Source organism: Rhizobium deserti (genome assembly GCF_004358025.1).
GTDB classification, from domain to species: domain Bacteria; phylum Pseudomonadota; class Alphaproteobacteria; order Rhizobiales; family Rhizobiaceae; genus Neorhizobium; species Neorhizobium deserti.
This window is the reverse complement of record NZ_SMTL01000002.1, coordinates 973,530-996,201: the sequence shown is the minus strand read 5'-3', so window position 1 is coordinate 996,201 and position 22,672 is coordinate 973,530. Positions and strand designations below refer to the sequence as shown.

Genomic DNA, 22,672 nt, shown 5'->3' with positions numbered 1-22,672 from the left:
CCTTATCGGACACGCCAGATTGCGAACGGCAGGCCGTTCTGTGGATCGAGCCTGATTCTTTGTGTCTTTCCGGACAAGGTAAATCGGTTGCCGGTAACAAGATCTTCGACATCAAGCGCGCCATTGTCGGGGAGGTTCCATGACCAAAGCGGTATTTCCACATCCGCCTCTTGGGCATTGTAGGGATCGAGGCTGATGGCGATCAGCAGGGCGTTTTCGCGTCCCGGATTCGACTTCTCGAAGAACATGACATTGTCGTTCCAGGCGGTCAGAAGCTGAAGCCCGAGATGTGAATGCAGAGCCGGGTTTTCCCGCCGGATCCGGTTGAGCAGCCCGATCTCACCCTTGATATTGCCGGGGCGATCGTGGTCCCAGGCGCGGATCTCATACTTCTCGGAATCCGCATATTCCTTGCGCTTGGCATCCGGCCGGCCCTCGCAGAGCTCGAACCCGTTGTAGACGCCCCAAAGGCCAGACAGAGTCGCGGCAAGTGCTGCCCGGATGAGGTAGGCGGGACGCGGCGCGTTTTGCAGGAAGTCCGGGTTGATGTCATGGGTGTTGACGAAGAAATGCGGACGGAAGAACTCCTTCGGCTCTTCCGTGGTGATCTCGCGCATATATTCCTCGAGTTCCCACTTGGCATTGCGCCAGGTGAAATAGGTATAAGACTGCGAGAAACCGACCTTAGCCAGTCGGTACATGACCTTCGGCTTGGTAAAGGCTTCCGAGAGGAAGGCAACCTCGGGATGGCGCGATCGTATGTCAGCGATCAGCCACTCCCAGAACGGAAACGGCTTGGTATGCGGGTTGTCGACCCGGAACAGCTTGACGCCATTGTCAACCCATTTCTGGACAATGTCGCGCAGTTCCACCCACAGCGACGGGATTGCGTCCTTGGCGTAGAAGTCCACGTTGACGATGTCTTCGTATTTCTTCGGCGGATTTTCGGCATAACGGATGGTGCCGTCCGGGCGCCAGTCGAACCAGCCCGGATGCTGCTTCAACCAAGGATGGTCGGGCGACGCCTGAATAGCCAAGTCGAGCGCAATCTCCAGTCCGTGATCCTTGGCCGCATCCACCAGTCGACGGAAATCGTCGAGTGTGCCGAGTTCGGGATGAATGGCGTCATGGCCGCCAGCTTCTGAACCTATCGCGTAAGGGCTCCCGGGATCCTCGGGCGCTGCATGCAGGCTGTTGTTCTTGCCCTTGCGGTTCTTCAGGCCGATCGGGTGAATGGGTGTGAAGTAGAGAACGTCGAAGCCCATCTCGGCTACCCGAGGAAGCTGCGTGATGACGTCGTCGAAGGTGCCGTGGCGGTGCGGGTCGCCGCTCTGCGAGCGCGGAAACACACAATACCAGCTGGCGAAGGTGGCGGCAGAACGTTCGGCATCCACCAGAATTGACTGTGAGCGCAGGCGGTGGGGCCGCCGGTCCGCCAGCGCCATCAGTTCGGCGGTCTCGCTGGCCAGCAGAATTTCAGTACGCTGTGGATCCTGAGCCGCCGTCAACGTGTCGAACAGGGTCTGAAGGCGGGTCTTGATGTCGCCTGCTGCATGCTCGAGCGCATCGAGCACCAGATTAATCCCTTCCTGGATTTCCAGGCGAAGGTCGAGCCGGGCTTCGTGCTTCTTGGTCAGTTCGTAACGGAAGATCTGGTAGGGATTGCGCCAGGCCTCGATCGCAAATTCATGGCGGCCCATGCGCTTCAGCGTGAATTCCGTATTCCAGCGATCGTTGGAGATCAACTGCATTGGCACTTCGGTCCATTCCGCCTCGTCAGCGGCCCGCCACAGCAGGACTGCCGAGAGCGGATCATGGCCGTCGCCGAAGATATCAGCCTCAACCTTGACGGTTTCGCCGACGACGCGTTTGACCGGGAACCGGCCGTCATCCACCGAAGGCGTGATCTTCTCGATCGCAAGCCGCGGCGATGCTGCAGCTTCCTCGGCGGTCCCGACCGAAATTGCGTTGACAATCGGCGATGAGGCGCGGCCCTCGAAGATGCGGAGTTCGCCGGGCTTCAGCTTCAACTGAGCGTCAAAAACTTCGCCCTCGCCGTCAATTGCAGTCAAAGGCAAGAAAGGCGAAGCCGCTTCGCGCAGCACGTTGAAGGGTGCAGCAACGGCGCGGCGAAGGTCACGGTTCAGAACGACGATCCGTACCTTCTCCGAAACGCGAATATCCGCCTTGTCCGTCTGCAACAGGGCCACAGCAGGGGTCTGACTGGTTGATATGACCCTTAGCGGCTGGCGGGCGAAACCCGCCGTGGTTTTGTTGGTGGCTGCATTGATCTGCCGGATATCGGCAGACAGGTCGAAGGAACCCTGCTCGCGCAGGCCACGCAGCCCCAGCCCGTCGCCATGCAGCGGATCGAGCGGGGTGGTTGCTCCAAATTCGAAGCCCATTGGCACCATCAGGCCGCTGGCAAAGGTGGACGCGAGTTTCAAGGCCCGCACCGCCTTGCGCTGCAGCACCTCACAGCTTTCCGTGCCATGCGCCAAGCGCTTGGCAAATGGCGCTTCGGGGAAGGTAACCTGATAGCCGATCTCCCGCTGAACCTGGTATTCATCCATGATCCAGCGTTCTTCAAGGTTCCACCAGGCAAGCGAGGAAAAGCTTCCGTCAAAGCCTGCGCCTTCAATCGCCCTGCGGTCCTCGAATGTTGTGCCGGGTGTCCAGGCGAGAAATACCGTGTCGGACGCAGAGCTGCGGGTCGCGGCGATGAGATCGTACCAGGCTTCAGCGGCGAGGCGACCGATGCCGAGGCAGCGGAAACCGGCAATGCCAAGCGCCGTAAGTCGGCTGATGCGCTCCCGCCAGGCCTCTATATGGTGGGTCTCGTGCATGAAGTCGATGCGCCGACTGCAGCTTTCGAGCGGCGCCGCGCGCGGATCTGCGACGGCCGGCCCGTTCCGTTCCGCGCCGGCAGCAACCTTGTCTATCACAAGATCGAGCATCAGCTTGATACCGTTTTCGCGGGCCGCTTCCATCAGCGTGCGGATGCCGTCCTCAAGGCTTTGCCCAAGGCCGAGTTCCGGGTCGAGTTGATCAAAATTTGCCGTTACGAAAACGCTCGCATTGTGCCCGCGCTCAAACAGCGGCGCGCTGAGCACAGTATCGAAGCCGAGATCCTTTGCGTGGGCGAAAACCTCCCGCCAGGCCTCTATCCCCCTCAGCATCAAGGGGTGCACATAATAGATCTGTGGCGGCACTTGAGAGAGCGAAGTCCGCGTGTCGAACTGGGGGCGCGTGTTCATCGTTTCACCTTGCCGTAGAGTTTCGCATCTAACTGCTGGGCCATGCCCGTGGTTCCGGTCAATCTAAGTGATTGCAATGAATAGGTGTAGCCGCAGTGCGGCCTTCAGCCGTTCCAGAAGCGCGGCAGAGAGCCGCCCGCACCTTCGAGTGGATCGGTCCGCGGGCGGGCCAGCGCCTCGATTTTTGCTCGTTGCGCTTCGCTGGGGGCCGTCGTGCAAATGTCCGCTTCCTGTCCGGGCGGATAAGCGCCGATCACCAGAAAATCGCGGCTGGCATCGATGCGCATGTGGCCGGTTCCGGCGGGAAGCACGAGGCAGTCTCCAGCATTGACGCTGATCTCCTGGCCGGAAGGGCCTCCGAGCATCAGCCGGCCGCGACCGGCCGCAATGCCCAGCACTTCATGGGCGCCGGTATGATAATGATGATAATCGAATACGCCGTCGCGCCAGATGCCTTGCCAGCCATGGCGGCCGAAGCTGGCCTCGAACTGGCGGGCCGCATCCGGTTCGTGTTCGAGAGCATGCCGGTAAATGAGTACTGGCAGCTTGCTATTGTTGGGCACCCAGTCGCTTGACCCGAAGAAGAGCGGTTCAACGGTAAGGCTGCTGGCCGGGCGGCTTGAATCCAGGCTTGGCGGGATAATCTGGACGCTTCGGTTCACATGCCACTCCTCGTTCGTGCCGAGCCGTATCAACCGGCGGTTTGAACGAAGGTTCCGCTTTCAGAGGCAGAAGATGAGGTCAGCTCCGGTTTGCAACCGAGGAGAAACTCCTAGCAGATCACCGTTTGGGCGATCTTGATGCCGAAGCCTTCAAGGCCGACGTAATGCCGCTCGCTACGCGTCAGAAGCTTGATGGAACTGACGCTGAGATCTTTCAAAATCTGGGCGCCAAGGCCGATTTCGAGCCACTCGCTTTCCCGCACCTTGGCTTCCGCATGGGCTTCCTGACCCTGGCGCACTTTACGGCCAGTTTCGGTCTGGCCGACCCCAACGGACCCTTCCCGCAAATAGATGATCACCCCGCGGCCTTCTTCTGCGATCTTCGCCATGTAGCGCTCAATCGCACGATCGACGCCGAATACGTCCTGCGCCACGTTTTCCAGATGCAGGCGGACCGGGATATCGACGCCGTCGCGGATATCGCCGAAGATGACCGCCACGTGCTGCATTGGATCCCAGGGTAGCGAATAAGCGTGCGCCTTGGCCTTTCCATGGGGCGTTTGCACGTCAAAGCTGGATTGCAGTTCGATGAGGGTTTCCTTGCGCTGCCGATAGGCGATCAGATCGGCAACTGACAATTGCTTCAGTTCGTGCTTGACCGCAAATTCGGCGACTTGCTGCCCGCGCATCACGGTTCCGTCGTCGTTGACGAGTTCGGAGATGACCCCGATCAGCGGCAGGTTTGCCAGCTTGCACAGATCGACAGCGGCTTCCGTATGGCCCGAGCGCATCAGCACCCCGCCTTCGCGTGAGATCAGCGGAAAGATATGGCCCGGACGCACAAAATCGGTGGCGCCGACATTGGGATTGGCTAGGTTTCTCACGGTAAGCGTCCGGTCGTCAGCGGAAATGCCCGTTGTCGTCCCGTGCTTGAAATCGACGCTGACGGTGAAGGCCGTCGTATGGGCGCTGTCGTTTTCCGCCACCATGGCGTTAAGATTGAGGCGCTTGGCTTCCTCGCGTGGCATGGGTGCGCAAACGATGCCGGATGTGTGGCGCACGATAAAGGCCATCTTTTCCGGCGTGCAGTGCACGGCGGCGACGATCAGGTCGCCCTCGTTTTCACGATCGTCGTCATCGGTGACGACAACGATTTCGCCAGCTTCGAAAGCACGCAGGGCTTCAACAATGCGCTTCTGGTCATAGGGCATGGGGAGCAATCCTTAAGAACGGCCGCCGGTCTGGGCTCGGTCGCGAAGATAGTGGTCAGCAATCGCGCAGGCGATCATGGCTTCACCGATCGGAACAGCGCGGATGCCGACGCAGGGGTCATGACGGCCCTTGGTGCGGACATCGACATTGCGTCCGTCTGCATCGATCGACTGCCTTTCGCTGAGGATGGACGAGGTCGGCTTGATAGCGAAACGCGCAACCACAGGCTCACCGGTCGCGATCCCGCCGAGAATCCCGCCCGAATGGTTGGACAGGAAGATCGGCTTGCCGTCATTGCCCATGCGCATCTCGTCGGCATTTTCCTCGCCGGAAAGCTCTGCCGATGCGAAGCCGTCGCCGATCTCGACGCCCTTGACGGCATTGATCGACATCAGCAGAGACGCAATATCCTGGTCAAGCTTGGCGTAGATGGGCGCACCGATGCCGGCCGGAACGCCTTCGGCGACCACTTCCACCACGGCGCCGATGGACGAGCCCGCCTTACGGATCTGGTCGAGATAGTCTTCCCAGACGGGAACCATGGCCGCATCCGGGCAGAAGAATGGGTTCTGATCGACCTGGTCCCAATCCCAGTTCGCGCGGTTGATCTTGTGCTTACCGATCTGGATCAGCGCGCCGCGAACCTTCAGGCCCGGCACGACCTTGCGCGCCAGCGCACCGGCTGCGACGCGGGCCGCCGTTTCCCGAGCCGAGGACCGGCCGCCGCCGCGATAGTCGCGGATCCCGTATTTGACGTCATAGGCATAATCTGCGTGGCCGGGACGATAGCTGCGGGCGATCTCGCCGTAATCCTTGGAACGCTGGTCGGTATTTTCGATCAGCATGGAGATTGGCGTGCCGGTGGAGATCATCGTCTCGCCGTCCTCGTCCGTCATTACCCCGGATAGAAGCTTGACGACGTCGTCTTCGCGACGCTGAGTGACGAAGCGCGACTGGCCCGGCTTGCGCTTGTCCATCAAAGCCTGGATTTCCGCATGGGTGAAGCGGATGCCCGGAGGGCAGCCATCCACGACGCAGCCGAGGGCCGGCCCATGGCTTTCGCCCCAGGTGGTGACGCGGAAAAGGTGACCGAAGGTATTATGCGACATCGAAAACCGACCGGCTTTGGCGGAGGAGGTCTCCGGCAACTTCTGACGCGGTTGTCATATGGAAAAGGCTGCCGGGCGACAAGTCCTTCTTGCAGCCTGCACCAGTCGCCCTGGTGAACACTGCGGTCGTCAGGCTGCGATCCTTTGCCAGCCGCCGCGGGCGGCCGCGTGGAAGTCGCCAAAGGTCAACGGCCGTGCAAAGGCATAGCCCTGCAGGTGGTCGCATCCCAGTTCCCGCAAAAGGTCGGCGTGCTGCATGGTTTCCACGCCTTCCGCTACCGTTTCGACGCCGAGCGAACGGGCAATCTCGATGATCGAGCGGACCAGCGCGCGTTCCTGCGGTGACTTGGTGATCGGCATAACCAGTTGCCGGTCGATCTTCAGGCGCTTCGGCTTGAGCTTCAGCAGCGACACGATCGATGTATGGCCTGTGCCGAAGTCATCGATTTCGATATCGATGCCAAGAGCCTTGATGCGGTCGAGATTGCTTGCCGCGGAATCTTCACTTTCGTCCAGGAAGATCGATTCCACCAATTCAAATGAAATTTCGCCAGTAGGGATGTTCAGCCGGGTCAGCGTATCGATCAGCCCATCGTCATGCAGTCGCTTCGACGAAACGTTGACGGAGACTTTCGGCACTTTCAAGCCGCCCGCCAGCCAGCGGAGCTTGTCTTTCAAGACAGTTTCCAGAACGATCTGATCGAGGACCGCAGACACATTGAGATCTTCGGCAATCTTCAGGAACCGCCCAGGCGCAAGCACGCCATGATGCGGATGGTTCCAGCGGATCAGCGCCTCAACGCCGGAAATCTCGTTGGTCCGGGCGCAGAATTGCGGCTGGTACCAGGTGGTGAATTCGTTATTGTCGATGCCGGCGAGTACTTCGTCGGCGGTACGCTTGTGGTTGATGATCTCCGCCTGCAGGTTCTGGGTGAAGAATTCGTAGCGGCTTCGGCCGAGACCTTTTGCCCGATAGAGCGCGATATCGGCATTGACCAGCACCCGCCGAGCGTCGATGTTCATGCCGCTCGCCTGGGCTATGCCGATCGAAACGCCGCAGCGGCAGGAAAAGCCTTCGAAATCGATTGGCTGGTGGAATTCGCCGATGATCCGCTGCGACAGCTGTGCCATCTCCTCGGCGCTGGAACTGCCGGTCGCGACGATGACAAACTCGTCTCCGCCAATCCGCGCCACTAGATCCATGCCACGGACATTGCGGGCCAGGATGCGCGATGCATGCACCAGCATGGCATCGCCCGCCGCATGACCAAGCGTATCGTTGATCTGCTTGAACCGGTCGAGGTCCAGATGCAGGATCGAGAATTTTTGCCGCTCGGACTGGCTCGAGCGCGAAAGCGCGTCAAGTTGCATATCGAGCTTGCGGCGGTTGGCGAGCATGGTCAGCGGATCGTGCAGGGAATTGTGCTCAATTCGCGTCTTTGCCAGTTCGAGCTCCGCGTTTTTCGCGTCCGCCTCATCCTTGGCTGCCTTCAGTTCGGCGGTGAGCACCGCATCCTTGGTCACATCGACGGCAATGCCGATCAGCTTGCGCGATCCGTCGCGTGCTGTCTGAACCTGTCCGACTGAGCGGATATAGCGCAATGTGCCGTCCGCTTGCGGCACGCGCACCAGCAGAGCCTCGTCGGTCTCTCCATGAATATAGGTTGTCGATGCCTTTAGTGCCGCCTCACGGTCTTCGGGCAGCATGAGGTCCAGCCACGTCCTCTGCTCCATTCGCCCATCGGTATAGGGAATGCCGTAAAGCTGGCACATGCGCTCGTCCCAGGTCTCAAGACCTGTGGCAGGGTTGAATTCCCAGATGCCGCAGCCGTAGGAAGCCAAAGCGAGGTCAAGCTTGTTGGAAAGCAGTTCGAGCTCCTGCTCCCGCTGCGAGAGCTCGTCCAGCGCAAGCTCCAGCTCGGCATTTTTGATATCGGTGTTTTCCTTGGCGTCGCGCAGCGTCTGCGTCATCATCACGTCGCCGGTCACGTCCCAGACGATGCCAGTCGTGCGGCGACTGCCGGCCTCGTTCTTGTAATTGGCACCCGCCGACCGAAGATAACGAAGGCTGCCATCCGCCAGTCTGACACGGTAAACCTCAGAACAGGGGCTGTCGGTGCAGGTGCAGTTGAAGAAATGAGCTTCGGCCGCAGCACGATCTTCGGGCAGAACACAATCCAGCCAGTCGTTCAGCCGGCTTGCCGTTCCGCCCACTGGCTGGCCGTGAAGTCCGGCCGCACGCGAATCCCAGAAAAGATGGTCGCCACCCTGGGTTACCTCCCATATGCCGATATTGGACGCTTCCATGGCGAGATTAAAGCGCTTTGAAAGCTCCAGGAGATTGGTTTCGCGGGCCTTGAGGGCTGCGATATTGCGGTTGCGTTCACCGACCAGGGAACTGGTGATGAGGACCGGGATGATGATCGCCAGGCCACCGAGCAGGAGTGCCATGCGGAAATGCAGCCGGTTAGGTGCCATGATGTCCCAGCCGGAACGCGGTGCGATCAGGAGGCGCCAATTTGCCCCTTTGATCGGCAGGGTCCAGCTCATGGGCGACATGTCCTCGACTCTGTCATCCCCGAAAAAGGCCAGATGATCGGGCTTGTCGGCATCGCGTATTGCGATTGCCAGCCAGTCGAGACTGATCTGGCCGGCTTTGGCCGGGGAATTTCCGGAGAAAGAGACACCGGAGGCTTCCAACATTGCCTTTTCGTTGACGACGAGGGCAAGCGCGCCCGAAGCAAGGTTGCTTCTTTCACCTTCGGGCCAAACAGGGATAACCAGGGTGAGGTGACCTTCCTGTGAGCCGCTGAGGATCGAGACCCGGTTGCGGCCGTCGACGGTCTTGAGATCGGTGGCTAGGTGAGACATCCGGATACCGTCCTCCGTGGTCTCAACGGAATCACGGGACAGACCTTTGCGGGTGAATGTCGCGCCGAGCTCGAACTTGGGCGCAAGCGCCACCAGAGAGACATGGGGATTGTCTCTCAGCACCTCGTCAACGGGGCCTTTCAGGCGTTCGGCTGTGAAGCCGGTGTCGCCGGACAGCGTATGGGCCAGATATTCCCCGGTGAGGAAGTCCCGTTCGGCCCGCATCGTCAGCCGCCGCGACAGGAAGCCGCCCGTACTTTCCGTTGCCGCCTTCAGTTCATTGCGAGCCGCTTCCGTATTCCTTCGGTCGAGCACGAAGCCGGTCGCGACAATTGCCAGACAGATGACTGCTGCCACCAACGCGGGGGCGTCGGCCTTGCTCAGACGCGTAAATTTTGAGAACGGAAGCCAGACACTCAATACAGATACCTTTTCCCGTTAACTCCTGTGACGCCGAACAATTCCTATTGGATGCAAGTTAATTTCCACTTTCAGCAGACCCCATGATGTTAATGGGGAAAACTTGTTGGATAATACTTGGCTAACAGAAAATCTATATGGTGAATCGCCTAGTCAAGCCGCGCCGAACGCTTGAAGATGGTTAACAATCAAGCCATTAGTCGTGCCGAAAATGTCATGGTGGCGGGCAAATTTCGCCACATTCGACAGGCTATCTTTGCCCCGAAACAGGACATCACCGACCTCTTCAAGGGCTTAGACCATGCGTATTCTGATCGCTGCGTTGCTTGCGACCGCGAGCATATTCTCGCCCCTCAACACATGGGCACAGAGTGCCGACGTGGAGGCGACCATCAAGGCCATAGACGTCAAGTCGCTCATCCTGACGCTCGATGACGGCAAGACCTACAAAGTGCCGGAGGAGTTCAACTTCCAGGGGCTCAAGGCGGGCGTCAAGGTTCTGATCTTCTTCACCGTTGTGGACGGCAACCGGATCGTCGACGATCTGGAAATCGTTCAATAGCACGAGGCGGATTTAGGCACAGATCGCGGGGCAGGGGCGATCAGACCCAGTCCATCCGGCCGGCGCCGACATCGACAACGAGAATGCGGTCCTGAGGGATCGGCAGCCCGGCGGCTTCGGCTTCGTCCACTCCACCGATCAACCGGAAAAGTGAGCGTATGACCCCGCCATGGCTGACGCTGACGGTCGGACCTTCGAGTGACTGCAGCCATGCCCCCACACGCCAGCAGAGGATCTCGTAGCTTTCGGCGGCCAGTCCCGGGGGAATAAAGCTCCACTTGTCGGCATCGCGGGCCAGCAGTTTTTCCGGCGCGATCTGTCGCACCTCCTTCAGCGTATGCCCTTCCCAGTCGCCGAACGAGAGTTCTCTCAACCGTTCGTCGGTTCGGTAGCCAAGCGGATCCAGGCCCATCGCCTGCCGCAGCCTTTCCATTGTTTCGCGTGTACGCGACAGGGGGCTGGCGACAAACGCAAATCGCTCCGCCTTGCCCAGCATGCTCTTCAAGGTTTCGCCATTCTGGCTTGCCTGGGCGCGCCCGACATCGTTCAGCGGAATGTCCTTCTGCCCCTGTAGTCGACGCTCCGCGTTCCAGTCGGTCTGGCCGTGACGGATCACATAGAGCTGCACTGGATCCGCCTTATGCTGCTTCAATCCTTGACGACTGAAATGTCGGGAGCATCCACCGCCTTCATGCCGACTACATGGTAGCCGCTGTCGGCGTGGTGCACTTCGCCGGTGACGGAGCGCGACAGGTCGGACAGCATGTAGAGCCCGACATCGCCGACTTCCTCGATGGTCACGGTGCGGCGCAACGGGGCGTTATACTCGTTCCACTTGAGGATATAGCGAAAGTCGCCGATGCCGGATGCGGCCAATGTCTTGATCGGGCCTGCCGATATGGCATTGACGCGGATGTTCTTCGGGCCGAGGTCAACGGCAAGATATTTGACGCTGGCTTCAAGTGCGGCCTTGGCAACGCCCATAACATTATAGTTCGGCATGACCTTTTCGGCACCATAGTAAGTGAGCGTCAGCATGGAGCCGCCGTCGGTCATCAGCTTCTCGGCCCGCCGGGCGACCGAAGTGAAGGAGTAGACGGAAATCCGCATCGTTTTGTCGAAATTGTCCGCCGTGGTGTCGACATAACGGCCGGTTAGTTCGTCCTTGTCGGAAAAGCCGATGGCGTGGACGAGGAAGTCGATCTTGCCCCACTGCTTTTCGATGTTTTCGAAGACGGCATCTACGGTGGCTTCGTCGGAAACGTCGCAATGACCAGCCATCGACGCACCGATCTCGGCGGCAAGCGGCTCGACCCGCTTCTTCAGCGCGTCACCCTGATAGGTGAGGGCGACTTCGCCCCCTTGGTTGTGAATGGCCTTGGCAATGCCCCATGCGATCGAGCGGTTGTTGGCGACACCCATGATGACACCACGTTTGCCTGCCATGAGGCCGGAAGCCTGTACCATTCTTTGTCCCCTGACACGCTGGATAGAGGTTGCCTATCGCATAGGCGGACCAAGGGTTCAAGCTGGCACGGATCATCTCGTGTAAGTGCGCGTAACAAAGGGTGCTCAGCCGACCCTTAGACGCGCAAGTTTGACAGCGCTGGTTTCTGCAATCAGAGATAAAGGCCATGGCGCATGTGGCGCATCAAGTCGGTCACTTTCTCGTCTGGCTTTTCCCAAAGCACGATCCTGAGCTCGGCCACCAAATCGCCACGGCGGCCGGTCTCGTCCATCAGCCCCAGTTCCTCGACCCGCACCACCTGATCCGAGCCGGACCAGGGAGCCACTGCCACGGTGCGCGGTCCCTCCGGCGTCTCGACCGATACTTCGGTGCCAAGGACCGCGTCTTCAAGCGAAATCGGCAGAACCGCGTGGATGTCGTATCCTTCGACCCGGAAATTGGGGTCCTTGGCAAGCTTGACGGTCACCAGCAGGTCGCCCTGCTTCATGTTCGGAAGCTTGAGGCCCTGGCCCTTGAGCCGCGCCACATGCCCATCCGTCATGCCCCGCTCAAGCGGGAAACGAACGTCGCGCTCGTCGGAAAGATGAACGGCTACCCAGCTCTGCTTGAGCAGTTCGCCGATCGTCACGGTTACATCCACCGAAAGGTCCGGCGCCTTTTCCATCACCGGTGCCGTGCCGCGGATCCGGCGGACCAAACCTGCAATAAGATCCACCGCCAGCAGCGGCAGTGTCGGCTTGATGTCGCCCGCAGTCTCTCCGCGCTCCCCGGCTTCTGTTGCGGCAGTCGGGCCCGCAGGGCCCGGTTCCCCACTGCGCGGCTGCGGATTTTCCGGTGGAGCAGCATCGGTGCCAGTGCCGAAGATGCGCTCGACCATGTCCTCGGGGCTTTCGCCCGCCTGTGCGGATGGCCCGTTTGCTCGCGCTTGCCCTTCTGTTGCCTGGGCCTGCGCCTGGGCATTGGCCTGGGCCTGGGCATTGGACTGAGCTTGCGCATTGGCTTGGGCGCGCTGCGCCTTGGCGCGAGCCAATTCTTCCATGACTTTCTCGGCATTGGCCTGCGCTGTCTTGGCGCGTTCGGCCGCCTGTCTGGCTGCTTCGCGCTGCTGGGCGATCGTCTGGTGCATCTCGGCCGCTCGATCGTAACGCTTGCGGCGATCCGGATCCTTCAGCAGTTCATAGGCCTGACCGACTTCGGCAAAGCGGCTGCCGGCGTTCGGATCGTCCTGATTGTGGTCCGGATGAATGCTTTTGGCCTTTGAGCGCCAAGCGGCCTTGATCTCGTCTGAGTCGGCATTCCGCTTGACGCCGAGAAGGGAATAGGGATCACGCATAATGAGGCCACCGGTAACGCTTTGGCGGCAAATGCCCCGATCATCGGGCCGCCGTCATATCAACAGGATTCTCAACGGCCTCTCGCAGGTTCGTCATGCCCCGGCGAAGGACTCGATCACGTGTCTCAACGCTAAGTGCGAGTCCTGAATCAGTGGTTACAAAGGGGAAAGCAGCACCCGTCAGGGTTAACGAAAGCTTGCTACTGCCGATCGAAAGCCGTCAGCAGCCAGTCGCCGCCTTCCGTCATGCAGGCCTGGCCCGAAAACATGGCAATGCCTTCGTAGGAATGGCGGGTCGTCGTGAAGTCGCGGCACAAACGGCCTTGGTTCCGGTCTTCGCGGATGGTGGAAACGACCCCGGCGCTGCCGGTCGAGGTGTTCGCCCAAGGAACGGAACTGGTTGCGACCTTTGATAGGTCGGCCGAAGTCACCGCATTGCGTACGGTCATTTCGTCCGACAAGGCTGTACCGGAGCGGGCCTTGCCGGCAACGGTTCCGGTGGAAATCGTCCGATCCACCTTTTCGCCACCGAACAGGTCTAGGCTGCTGGTGCAGCCGGTCACGCAAAGACCGGCAACGGCAATGGCGAGCAGGTTAATGCCCGGCAAACGCGACCTCTTTGTATGGCTATTCGACTTTGCTATCACTACCACTTATGTCCTGTCCGGCAAGAATCACGGGCATCGTTCATGAGGCTGGGAGTATTTGTGTCAATATGGCTGCAACCGGGTTAACAAGTGGTGACTTCACCGAGGAAAGCGAGCCGTTCGGCCTGTTCGGCGCTTGGCTAAAGGATGCCGAAGGCAGCGAGATCAACGATCCGAATGCGGTCGCGCTGGCGACCGTGGATGAGCATGGCATGCCCAATCTACGCATGGTCCTGCTCAAGGGATATGACGAACAGGGCTTTGTCTTTTACACCAATTTCGAGAGCCAGAAGGGACGCGAAATCCTCGGCCAGAAGAAGGCTGCCATGTGCTTCCACTGGAAGTCACTGCGTCGCCAGGTGCGCCTGCGCGGCGAAGTCGAAGTCGTCAGCGATGCGGAGGCGGATGCCTATTATGCGACCCGGCCGCGCGGCAGCCGCATCGGTGCCTGGGCTTCCAAACAGTCGCGGCCGCTCGAAGGCCGCTTCGCGCTGGAAAAATCCGTCGCCGAATACACGGCCAAATATGCGCTCGGCGACATCCCGCGGCCGGCACACTGGTCGGGCTTCCGCATCAAGCCGGTATCGATCGAGTTCTGGCACGACCGGCCGTTCCGGCTGCATGACCGCGTGGAATTCCGGCGCGAAACGCCGGATGGTCCCTGGGAAAAGGTCAGGATGTATCCCTGACGCCAGTTACCGGACGAGCGCGAAGGGTATTCCGGAGGCAAGCGCCGAAACATAGCGGGACTGCTGGTAAAAGCCGTTGAGCGAGATCCGCGGCAGCCCGGTCAGCTGCTTCATATGTCGGTCGCCGAGCGTTCCAGGCTGGGTGGTCACGGCAACGGCAAAGCCAAGCTCCTGCGCAATCGCGTAATCGCGCTCTCCGATGGCCCGGCGGGTGCCATAAGGGTAGGCCATCGAGGTCGGCCGCGTGCCGGTCAGCGTTTGCACATAGTCAGCCGAATGAAGCATTTCTGTCCGCGCGTCCTCCGGCGAAAGCCGGCTCAGGGCGCGGTGACTGATCGTGTGCGCGCCAAGCGAAACCAGCGGATTTTGCGCAAGCGCCTTCAGTTCCGCGGCGTCCATGGTGAGATCGGCAGTAATCTGCAGCGGCTCTACGCCATGGCGTCTTGCCGTTGCGTTGATGCGCGACACGGCGCTCGCTTCATCCGTCGCGCCGACATGATCGGCAAAGCGGTCGAATGCATCGAATTTTCGCGCTTCCGAGGTCAGGTCGATCACTTCGGGCCCGCTGCCGAAATCGAAGGTCAGCTCCGCCTGCTGGCTCAGCAGATCGCCAAGCGTTTCCCACCACAGGGAATGGGTTCGCTCGGCAAAGCCGCGCGTCACGAAGATGGTGAATGGCACGCCATAGCGGGCGAAGACCGGAAGCGCGTGTTCGGCGTTGTTGCGATAGCCGTCGTCCAGCGTGAAGGCGGCGAAGGGCTGCTTTGCCTGCGAGGCGAGGCGGGCGGGCACTTCAGCAAGCGAGATGAACTCGTAGCCTTCGGCAGCCAGGCGTTCGATCGCCTGTGCCAGAAAATCCGGCGTCACTTCCAGATGGCCGCTCGGCTGAAGCGGGCGTGGCTGCTTCGGCCTGACATGGTGGAGCGTGAAGATCGCTCCGCGGCCGCGGGCGTTCACCATCATTCCGGCACGCGCCAGTGCCGCGGCCATGTCAAGACCGCCCGCCATAAGGCGGCGTCTGATGTCGCGGCGCCAGAGTGCCTGAAGTCTCGCTTTCGTATTCCCCACTACGATCACGTCCATGTTACCAGAATGGGCTGACCCTACTCGCGATCGGTTAAACCTTGCTGAATGGAAGCAGGGGTAAATTGCTACCTATGGGCGCAGACTGTCGAAGAGCGGCAGGCCGATCAGGGCGGCTGCTGCGATCAGGCTGAAGCAGATCCGCCGGAACGTTCTTTCGCTGGCCAGACCGAACAGCCGGGAGCCGAAAAACAGGCCGAGCCCGTAAGCCGGGCCGACCAGTATTGAAAGAGCGAGAACCTGCGCCGTCAGGATGCCGCCGATGAGATAGCTCGTGGCCGAGATCAGTGTGGACAGAGCGAAATAAAGTACGAGATTGGCGCGCACCGTCTGCGGCGCAATGGCGCCTCCGAGCCAGTAGGCGACGATCGGCGGACCGGACATCTGGGCCGCGCCTCCAAACAAGCCGGCCAGGGCTCCGACGCCGACCGTCAGCGGCGTCTTAGGCGTTCGATGATAACGCCAGCCGGAAATCAGGAAAAGGAGCAGGCAGAGGACGAGCACCGAAATCATCCAGCGCAAGGTGGTTGATGGCATCAGCGCCAGCAGAGCTGTTCCGGCCGGAACGCCGAACAGGGCACCGGCCAGCATGGTCGCCACTTCCCGCCGGTTGGCGCGGCGAAACCCGTCCGGCACCATGCCGAGGGTGAGGAGGCCATCGATGACGAGCAGCAAGCCGGAAGCGATCTTCGGGTTGGTAGCAGCTCCTGCCAGTGGCACGAAGATCAAGGCGCCGCCGAAGCCGGAAAAGCCGCGTGCCAGTCCGGCAACGAGCGCCGCACCAAATACAAAGGCGAGCTGCGGCAGGCTGAAGTCAGGCAGCCAGGCGTCCAGCAAAGGCCAGCTTGCTGGGAAAGGGAAGTCGTTACCGGGAGCCATGTGTCACTCCACTGAGCGCAGACTCGTCTGCTCGTATGCTGCAGCCTATGGCCGACGGCAACAGCGCTCAAGCTGCGTCTCAGCCTTCTACGGATTTGCGCGGCCGCCCGCCCTTGGCACCATTCCTGCGCGCCGCTGCCGCCTTGGCCGGTGATTTGCTTTGCCCGGCTATGCGGGCCATGTAGGCGCGCGTGCCGAAAATACCTGAAAGCAGACCCAGAACGGAAACATCTACATCCCGCTCTTCCCAATGAAGACCGAATCCACTGCCGAGGATCTCGACTTCTGCCAGTTCTTCGTCGGATGCCTCCTCTAGTCCTTGGATCAGATGGGGCGGGAAGGCGAAAGTACAGCCATTCGTCAGGTCAAGGATCATTCGGCGCAAGTGCTGGTCATAGCGCGCATCTGCTGCGCGCGGTTCCGTTCTCTCCAAAACATTGCCACGCTCGAGGGCGGCATCGATTTGCGCGTCTGTCAGGTCAGCCATGAATGTCCCTCCAGCGGCTGAGGATTTCTTTTTGCCGCTCTTCTACAATCCTCACCGCTTTGCGAATATCGGCGCGCGTAAAACCGTGCGCCCACACGAGTTCCGGCCGACCGTCTTGCCCGACAATATTTATCTTGGCCTGTCCGTCGGCCATCACATGAACATGTGCCGGTTCACGGTCATCGACGAAGATAACGAAATTCAAGCCGCCGCTGCGGAAGATCGTGACCATGAGCCACGATAACCCATCGCGATGGGTTTATCAACCGACGCTAAGCCTTCGTTCCGCCCACCGTGACTTGGTCCATGCGCAGATGCGGCTGGCCGACGCCGACTGGAACCCACTGGCCGCCCTTGCCGCAATTGCCGATGCCGGTATCGAGCTTCATGTCGTTGCCGACCATGGAAACGCGGCGCATGGCTTCAGGCCCGTTGCCGATCAGCATCGCACCCTTGATGGCCGGGCCGATCCTGCCGTCCTCGATCATATACGCTTCGGTGCAGCCGAAAACGAACTTGCCGGAGGTAATGTCCACCTGGCCGCCGCCGAAGGAGACAGCGTAGATGCCCTTCTTCACGGAAGCGATGATCTCTTCCGGGCTTTTGTCGCCGCCGAGCATGTAAGTATTGGTCATGCGCGGCATCGGCGTGTGGGCATAGCCCTGGCGGCGTCCGTTGCCGGTCGGCGCGACACCCATCAGCCGGGCGTTCTGGCGGTCCTGCATGTAGCCGACCAGCCTGCCGTTCTCGATCAGCACATTGTAGGCGGAAGGCGTGCCCTCGTCGTCGATGGTGATCGATCCGCGGCGGTTGTCGATCGTTCCGTCGTCGACGACGGTGACGCCGGGAGCGGCCACCATTTCACCCATGAGCCCGGCAAAGGCGGATGTCTTCTTGCGGTTGAAGTCGCCTTCCAGCCCGTGGCCGACAGCCTCGTGCAGCATCACGCCGGGCCAGCCGGAGCCGAGCACCACATCCATGGTGCCGGCCGGCGCGTCGATTGCTTGGAGATTGACGAGCGCCTGGCGCAGCGCCTCGTCGGCGCCGTTTTGCCAATTGCCCTGCGTGACGAAATCGCCGAAGCCGATGCGGCCGCCGGTTCCGAAGGAGCCCGATTCCTGGCGGTCGCCGTCGCCAACGACGACGGAAATATTGATGCGCGTCATCGGCCGGATGTCCTGCACCCGGTGGCCGTCGGCGCGCAGGATATCGACGACCTGCCAGCTTGCGCCGACCGTTGCCGTCACCTGGCGGACCTTGCCGTCCTTGTTGCGCAGATAGGCGTCGATTTCGGTCAGCAGCTTCACCTTCTCCTCGAAGCTCGGGGAACCGATCGGGTTCTCGTCGCCGTAGTATTTTTTGTTGGTGCGCTGCGGGGCGGCCGCATAGGAACCTGAATGGCCGGCGGTGACCGCCCGCACCGCGTCCGATGCCCGCGACAGGGCGGATGCGGAAAGCTCGCCCGCATGTGCGTAGCCAACGGCTTCCCCCGCCACCGCACGAAGTCCGAAACCCTGGTCGGTGTTGAAGGAGCCGCCCTTCAGCCGCCCATTGTCGAAGGTCAGCGATTCCGCTTGGGCATGCTCGATGAAAAGCTCTCCGTCGTCGGCGCCGGAAAGCGCTTCCAACAGGATCGAGCGCAATCTTGCCTCGTCGCAATCGAAAAGGTTCAACAGGTCGGTGTTCATGGAAAACTCCTTGGCGCCGCGGAAGGATTGCTGGCGGTGTTGCGACCGATGTAGGTCCGCCGGTGCGGCGAAGCAAGACTAAGCTTGATCGGGACCTTGCTGGACCGGCCGCGTCCGCAGATAGGCCTGGACCTCCTGCGGCATGGTTTCGCGCGGCAGTGTGTGGAACTCGCCGGCACCGCTGAACACCATAAAGGCCCGCGGCCGTTCCCAGATTTCGGTAACGTCGCGCCAGATCATCTTGCCGCTGCCGAGGTCCGAAACGACGTCGATACCGTCGGCGTCGACGGTCACATTTGCTTTCGGGTCGCCCATGCACTTGTAGCGGCCGAAGGTGTTGGCGTGGTGAGCACGCCATGTGAAGGCGACGAAAATCAGCGGCAGAAGCGAAACGGTCAACATCACGCCGGCAAGCCAGCCGGCATCGCCCCAGATCAGGAAATAGAACGAGGATGCCGCAAGCAGGACGGAGGTCAGCCAAATGGTCAGCTGCTCGACAATCACCCGCCGCCAAACGAAGGTGCGCACCGCGTCGCGTACGATCTCATCATCATAACGGACGGTGAAGCTGTGGCTGCGGGTCAGATCGGTCAAGGAAGCGCGTCGTAGCCGGGCCCGAACCCGGTCAGCTCGATCGGGATGCCGACGCGGTCCTGGTCGGCCGACTCGCGCAAGGCGAACACGGCGGCCTTGCCGGCCCGCAGGATGCGCATCAGCTCGTCGTCGATTTCCACTTCCACGTAACAGCCTTCGGAAAAGCAGCGGGTGAAATAGGCGCGGCCGATATTGTTGTTGTCGACGTAAAGCTCCATGCCGTCCTTCAGGAGGACGCCGAGCGGCGCAAGAATGCGCAGGATCTTGGCCCGGCGATCGGCGGTCTTGAGAACCACGACGGACAGGCCGACTTCCGGCCGGTCCTCGGCGATGACGTTCTGCATCAGCGCGCACTGGTCGGCCGAAGCGCCGGCCGGCCTGTCGCAGATGATCGACCAGGCGCCGTGGCTTTCCTTGACATTGCCGGCCGGTGGCGTGGCAGGCTGGGGTGCCTGCTGGGCGTTCTGGCCGGTCTTGGGGGCCGCCCGCGGAGCGGTCTGCTGCGGTGCCGGCGATTGTGAGGCTGGCGGCTGCGGAGCCGGCTGCGCCGCATTGGGGGTCGGCTGCGGCCCGGGCTGCTGCGCATATGCCGGAAGCGACAGGGTTGCCGCAAGCATGATGGCAAGGCAGGCGCTGAAACGGGACGAAAGACCCATGGAAACCTCAAGATGGACGAATCGGAGCGGCCATTCTTGTCGCTGGGGAGGCGAATGGAAAGGCCTTGCCCTCTTTCCAGCCGAGTGCGGCGAAAATGGGACTGGCAAAACAACCGCCTGAATTCGAAATCTCTAAAATTCTCTCGCGCTTTGCGGCGTCGATCGGCCTATGCTTCTTAAAGTTCCGCCGAGTCGCGAGACATAAGGCTTGTGGGTGGCATGTCGCGGTGCCGGGAGAGCCGTGAAAAAAGCGTCTGGCCGCGTGGCGCAAAATGCCGCATCAGCCCTTGCTTGCAGATATTGCGGCGGCAGGCAAACTGTGATTGAAGCAGACGATAAAGCTAGGATTCTGCGTTCGGCTTTATCGCGATCAGACGTATGGGGAGAAATGTCGTGATGAACAGAGCTTATGCAGTGATGATCGCCCTCATCTGTCTGCTCTTTACTTCCGTGGCACATGCCGACCAGCCGCGCCCGTGGCAGATGGATCTTCAGGCCCCGGCCTCGCTGATCATGGAGCAGATCCGCTGGTTCGAGCATTACAGCCTGTGGTTCATCGTTCCGGTCACGCTTCTCGTTCTCGTGCTTCTGGTGATCGTCGTCCTCAAGTTCCGGGCGAGCGTCAATCCGGTGCCGTCGCGCACCAGCCACAACACGGTGATCGAGATCATCTGGACCGTGGCGCCAGTGCTCATCCTGTTCTTTCTCGCCATCCCGTCGTTCAACCTTCTCAACGCGCAGCTCCAGCTTCCCGAAGCGGACATGACCGTCAAGGCGACCGCCACCCAGTGGCAGTGGAACTACGAATACCAGGTGGGTGAAAACACGGTGGCCTTCGATTCTTACCTTCTGAAGGATCAGGATCGTGCTGCCGCCGGCAAGGAAGACAGGGGCGTTTATCCGCGGCTGCTGGCCGTCGACAATGAAATGGTTATTCCCGTCAAGAAGACGGTCCGGGTGCTGGCCACGGCGGCCCCCACCGATGTTATCCATGCCTTTGCCATGCCTGCTTTCGGTATCAAGATCGACGCCGTTCCCGGTCGCCTCAATGAGACCTGGTTCCGGGCGGAGACTGAAGGCCTTTATTACGGCCAGTGTTCGGAACTCTGCGGCAAGGACCATGCCTTCATGCCGATCGCCATCCGCGTCGTCTCGGAGGAGAGATACAATACCTGGCTCGCGCAGGCGGCCAATGATCTGCCTGGCGCTTACAAGGCTCTGATGGCCTCCGCCGATCAGCCCGCCGGCAATCTCGCCGTCGCCGCGAACCTGTCTAAGTAAAGGAGGAGTGAGGACAATGGCTGGCCATTCCGCTCAAGACGATTACGCACACGCCCGCGCCGCTTCTCACGACGATGCGCATGTTCACGACGACCATCACGGCCACACGCCCGGATTTGCCGCCCGCTGGTTCTTCTCGACCAACCACAAGGACATCGGCACGCTTTACCTGATCTTCGCGATCATGGCGGGTATCGTCGGCGGCCTGATGTCGGTCGCCATGCGCATGGAACTACAGGAACCCGGCATCCAGATCTTCCACGGCCTGGCTTCCATGGTCTACGGTTATCAGGGCGATGCCTCGATCGACGCCGGCAAGCACATGTACAATGTCTTCACGACGGCGCACGCACTGATCATGATCTTCTTCATGGTCATGCCGGCGATGATCGGCGGCTTTGCCAACTGGATGGTGCCGATCATGATCGGCGCGCCGGACATGGCCTTCCCGCGCCTCAACAACATTTCCTTCTGGCTCATCGTGCCGGCCTTCCTGCTCCTTGTCCTGTCGATGTTCGTCGAAGGCCCGGCAGGCGCCTATGGTGCCGGCGGCGGCTGGACCATGTATCCGCCGCTGTCTACGGCCGGCCATCCTGGCCCGGCGGTAGATCTCGCCATCTTCGCGCTGCACATTGCCGGTGCGTCCTCCATTCTGGGCGCCATCAACTTCATCACCACCATTCTCAACATGCGCGCCCCAGGCATGACGCTTCACAAGATGCCGCTGTTTGCCTGGGCCGTTTTGATCACCGCCTTCCTCCTGCTTCTGTCGCTGCCGGTCCTGGCCGGTGCCATCACCATGGCACTGACGGACCGCAATTTCGGCACCACTTTCTTTGCACCGGAAGGCGGCGGCGATCCGATCCTCTACCAGCACCTGTTCTGGTTCTTCGGTCACCCGGAAGTCTACATCCTGATCCTGCCCGGCTTCGGCATTGTCAGCCACATCGTTTCCACTTTTTCGCGCAAGCCGGTCTTCGGCTATCTCGGCATGGCTTATGCCATGGTGGCGATCGGTGCGGTCGGCTTCATCGTCTGGGCTCACCACATGTATACGGTCGGCCTGTCGCTCGATGCGCAGCGCTATTTTGTCTTCGCGACCATGGTCATCGCGGTTCCGACCGGGATCAAGATCTTTTCCTGGATCGCCACCATGTGGGGCGGCTCGCTGAGCTTCCGCACGCCGATGATCTGGGCGATCGGCTTCATCTTCCTGTTCACGGTCGGTGGCGTCACGGGCGTACAGCTTGCCAATGCCGGCCTCGACCGCGCACTGCATGACACCTATTACGTCGTGGCCCACTTCCACTACGTTCTGTCGCTCGGCGCCGTCTTCGCGATCTTCGCGGCCTGGTACTATTGGTTCCCGAAAATGTTCGGCTACATGTATAGCGAAGCGATCGGCAACCTGCATTTCTGGGTGATGTTCATCGGCGTCAACCTGGTCTTCTTCCCGCAGCACTTCCTGGGGCTGGCCGGCATGCCGCGCCGCTATATCGACTATCCGGATGCCTATGCGGGCTGGAACTACGTTTCCTCGATCGGTTCGTATATTTCCTTCGTCGGCGTCCTGATCTTCCTTTATGGTGTGTGGGAAGCCTTCGCCAAGAAGCGGATCGCCGGAGACAATCCCTGGGGCGAAGGCGCCAGCACGCTGGAATGGCAGCTGTCTTCGCCGCCGCCTTACCACCAGTGGGAACAGCTACCGCGCATCCGATAAGCGATGCATTTGCGAAAGAGGCGGCGCGACTGGCGCCGTCTTTGGCAAGATAGG

The 22,672-nt window shown here is 60.7% G+C and carries 20 protein-coding genes; 4 read left to right on the top strand and 16 right to left on the bottom strand.

Features of this window, described 5'->3' with window-relative positions; all coding sequences use genetic code 11:
• Nucleotides 1-2 precede the first annotated feature (2 nt).
• The 5 genes from E2F50_RS11340 to E2F50_RS11320 form a co-directional block, all read right to left on the bottom strand.
• Nucleotides 3-3,257 (bottom strand): maltotransferase domain-containing protein, encoded by a 3,255-nt coding sequence (locus E2F50_RS11340; protein WP_133316213.1) that lies wholly within the window; start codon nucleotides 3,255-3,257, stop codon nucleotides 3-5.
• A 104-nt stretch (nucleotides 3,258-3,361) separates the two neighbouring features.
• A complete protein-coding gene (locus tag E2F50_RS11335; RefSeq protein ID WP_425375376.1) occupies nucleotides 3,362-3,919 on the bottom strand; it encodes a cupin in 558 nt (185 codons plus the stop codon).
• Between the two features lie 110 nt (nucleotides 3,920-4,029).
• Nucleotides 4,030-5,130: a 3,4-dihydroxy-2-butanone-4-phosphate synthase gene (gene ribB, locus E2F50_RS11330; protein WP_133316212.1), complete on the bottom strand. Its 1,101-nt coding sequence runs from the start codon at nucleotides 5,128-5,130 to the stop codon at nucleotides 4,030-4,032.
• A 12-nt stretch (nucleotides 5,131-5,142) separates the two neighbouring features.
• Nucleotides 5,143-6,240 (bottom strand): chorismate synthase, encoded by a 1,098-nt coding sequence (aroC, locus tag E2F50_RS11325; RefSeq protein ID WP_133316211.1) that lies wholly within the window; start codon nucleotides 6,238-6,240, stop codon nucleotides 5,143-5,145.
• A gap of 129 nt (nucleotides 6,241-6,369) precedes the next feature.
• Nucleotides 6,370-9,531, bottom strand: a complete 3,162-nt coding sequence (locus tag E2F50_RS11320) for a bifunctional diguanylate cyclase/phosphodiesterase (protein ID WP_245515365.1) — start codon at nucleotides 9,529-9,531, stop codon at nucleotides 6,370-6,372.
• Nucleotides 9,532-9,832: 301 nt separating this feature from the next.
• Between E2F50_RS11320 and E2F50_RS11315 the strand changes: the two genes are divergently transcribed.
• Nucleotides 9,833-10,093, top strand: a complete 261-nt coding sequence (locus tag E2F50_RS11315) for a DUF1344 domain-containing protein (RefSeq protein WP_133316210.1) — start codon at nucleotides 9,833-9,835, stop codon at nucleotides 10,091-10,093.
• A gap of 40 nt (nucleotides 10,094-10,133) precedes the next feature.
• Here the strand turns inward: E2F50_RS11315 and E2F50_RS11310 are convergent, their stop codons facing one another.
• From E2F50_RS11310 to E2F50_RS11295, 4 genes are all read right to left on the bottom strand, one after another.
• Nucleotides 10,134-10,721, bottom strand: coding sequence for a histidine phosphatase family protein (locus tag E2F50_RS11310; protein WP_133316209.1), 588 nt, complete (start codon nucleotides 10,719-10,721; stop codon nucleotides 10,134-10,136).
• 20 nt (nucleotides 10,722-10,741) lie between these two features.
• Nucleotides 10,742-11,560 carry an enoyl-ACP reductase FabI gene (gene fabI / locus E2F50_RS11305; RefSeq protein WP_133316208.1) on the bottom strand — a complete coding sequence of 273 codons (819 nt, stop codon included), beginning with the start codon at nucleotides 11,558-11,560 and terminating at the stop codon, nucleotides 10,742-10,744.
• Between the two features lie 152 nt (nucleotides 11,561-11,712).
• Nucleotides 11,713-12,894 carry a DnaJ C-terminal domain-containing protein gene (locus tag E2F50_RS11300; RefSeq protein WP_133316207.1) on the bottom strand — a complete coding sequence of 394 codons (1,182 nt, stop codon included), beginning with the start codon at nucleotides 12,892-12,894 and terminating at the stop codon, nucleotides 11,713-11,715.
• A 200-nt stretch (nucleotides 12,895-13,094) separates the two neighbouring features.
• On the bottom strand, nucleotides 13,095-13,547 hold the full coding sequence (locus tag E2F50_RS11295) for an RT0821/Lpp0805 family surface protein (RefSeq protein WP_133316206.1): 453 nt from the start codon (nucleotides 13,545-13,547) through the stop codon (nucleotides 13,095-13,097).
• A 62-nt stretch (nucleotides 13,548-13,609) separates the two neighbouring features.
• On the opposite strand from E2F50_RS11295, the gene pdxH reads away from it, so the two are divergent.
• Nucleotides 13,610-14,230 (top strand): pyridoxamine 5'-phosphate oxidase, encoded by a 621-nt coding sequence (pdxH, locus tag E2F50_RS11290; RefSeq protein WP_133316205.1) that lies wholly within the window; start codon nucleotides 13,610-13,612, stop codon nucleotides 14,228-14,230.
• A gap of 6 nt (nucleotides 14,231-14,236) precedes the next feature.
• Here the strand turns inward: pdxH and E2F50_RS11285 are convergent, their stop codons facing one another.
• The 7 genes from E2F50_RS11285 to E2F50_RS23395 form a co-directional block, all read right to left on the bottom strand.
• Entirely contained in the window at nucleotides 14,237-15,238 is a 1,002-nt protein-coding gene (locus tag E2F50_RS11285) for a polysaccharide deacetylase family protein (RefSeq protein ID WP_245515363.1), read from the bottom strand.
• Nucleotides 15,239-15,385: 147 nt separating this feature from the next.
• Nucleotides 15,386-16,192, bottom strand: coding sequence for a sulfite exporter TauE/SafE family protein (locus E2F50_RS11280; protein WP_133316203.1), 807 nt, complete (start codon nucleotides 16,190-16,192; stop codon nucleotides 15,386-15,388).
• A gap of 79 nt (nucleotides 16,193-16,271) precedes the next feature.
• Nucleotides 16,272-16,679, bottom strand: coding sequence for a DUF2442 domain-containing protein (locus E2F50_RS11275; RefSeq protein ID WP_133316202.1), 408 nt, complete (start codon nucleotides 16,677-16,679; stop codon nucleotides 16,272-16,274).
• Entirely contained in the window at nucleotides 16,672-16,911 is a 240-nt protein-coding gene (locus E2F50_RS11270; protein WP_133316201.1) for a DUF4160 domain-containing protein, read from the bottom strand. The genes E2F50_RS11275 and E2F50_RS11270 overlap by 8 nt, the downstream gene beginning before the upstream one ends.
• Nucleotides 16,912-16,951: 40 nt before the next feature.
• A complete protein-coding gene (tldD, locus tag E2F50_RS11265; protein ID WP_133316200.1) occupies nucleotides 16,952-18,367 on the bottom strand; it encodes a metalloprotease TldD in 1,416 nt (471 codons plus the stop codon).
• A gap of 78 nt (nucleotides 18,368-18,445) precedes the next feature.
• The gene (locus E2F50_RS11260; protein ID WP_133316199.1) at nucleotides 18,446-18,961 is read right to left on the bottom strand and encodes a YcxB family protein; all 516 of its coding nucleotides are present in this window, start codon (nucleotides 18,959-18,961) and stop codon (nucleotides 18,446-18,448) included.
• Nucleotides 18,958-19,617, bottom strand: coding sequence for an invasion associated locus B family protein (locus E2F50_RS23395; protein WP_245515362.1), 660 nt, complete (start codon nucleotides 19,615-19,617; stop codon nucleotides 18,958-18,960). The genes E2F50_RS11260 and E2F50_RS23395 overlap by 4 nt, the downstream gene beginning before the upstream one ends.
• A 396-nt stretch (nucleotides 19,618-20,013) precedes the next feature.
• Here E2F50_RS23395 and coxB point away from each other — a divergent pair, with 396 nt between their 5' ends.
• Together coxB and ctaD are read left to right on the top strand one after the other, a co-directional pair.
• Nucleotides 20,014-20,898: a cytochrome c oxidase subunit II gene (coxB, locus tag E2F50_RS11250; RefSeq protein ID WP_133316422.1), complete on the top strand. Its 885-nt coding sequence runs from the start codon at nucleotides 20,014-20,016 to the stop codon at nucleotides 20,896-20,898.
• A gap of 16 nt (nucleotides 20,899-20,914) precedes the next feature.
• Entirely contained in the window at nucleotides 20,915-22,618 is a 1,704-nt protein-coding gene (gene ctaD / locus E2F50_RS11245) for a cytochrome c oxidase subunit I (RefSeq protein ID WP_133316198.1), read from the top strand.
• Nucleotides 22,619-22,672: the final 54 nt, after the last annotated feature.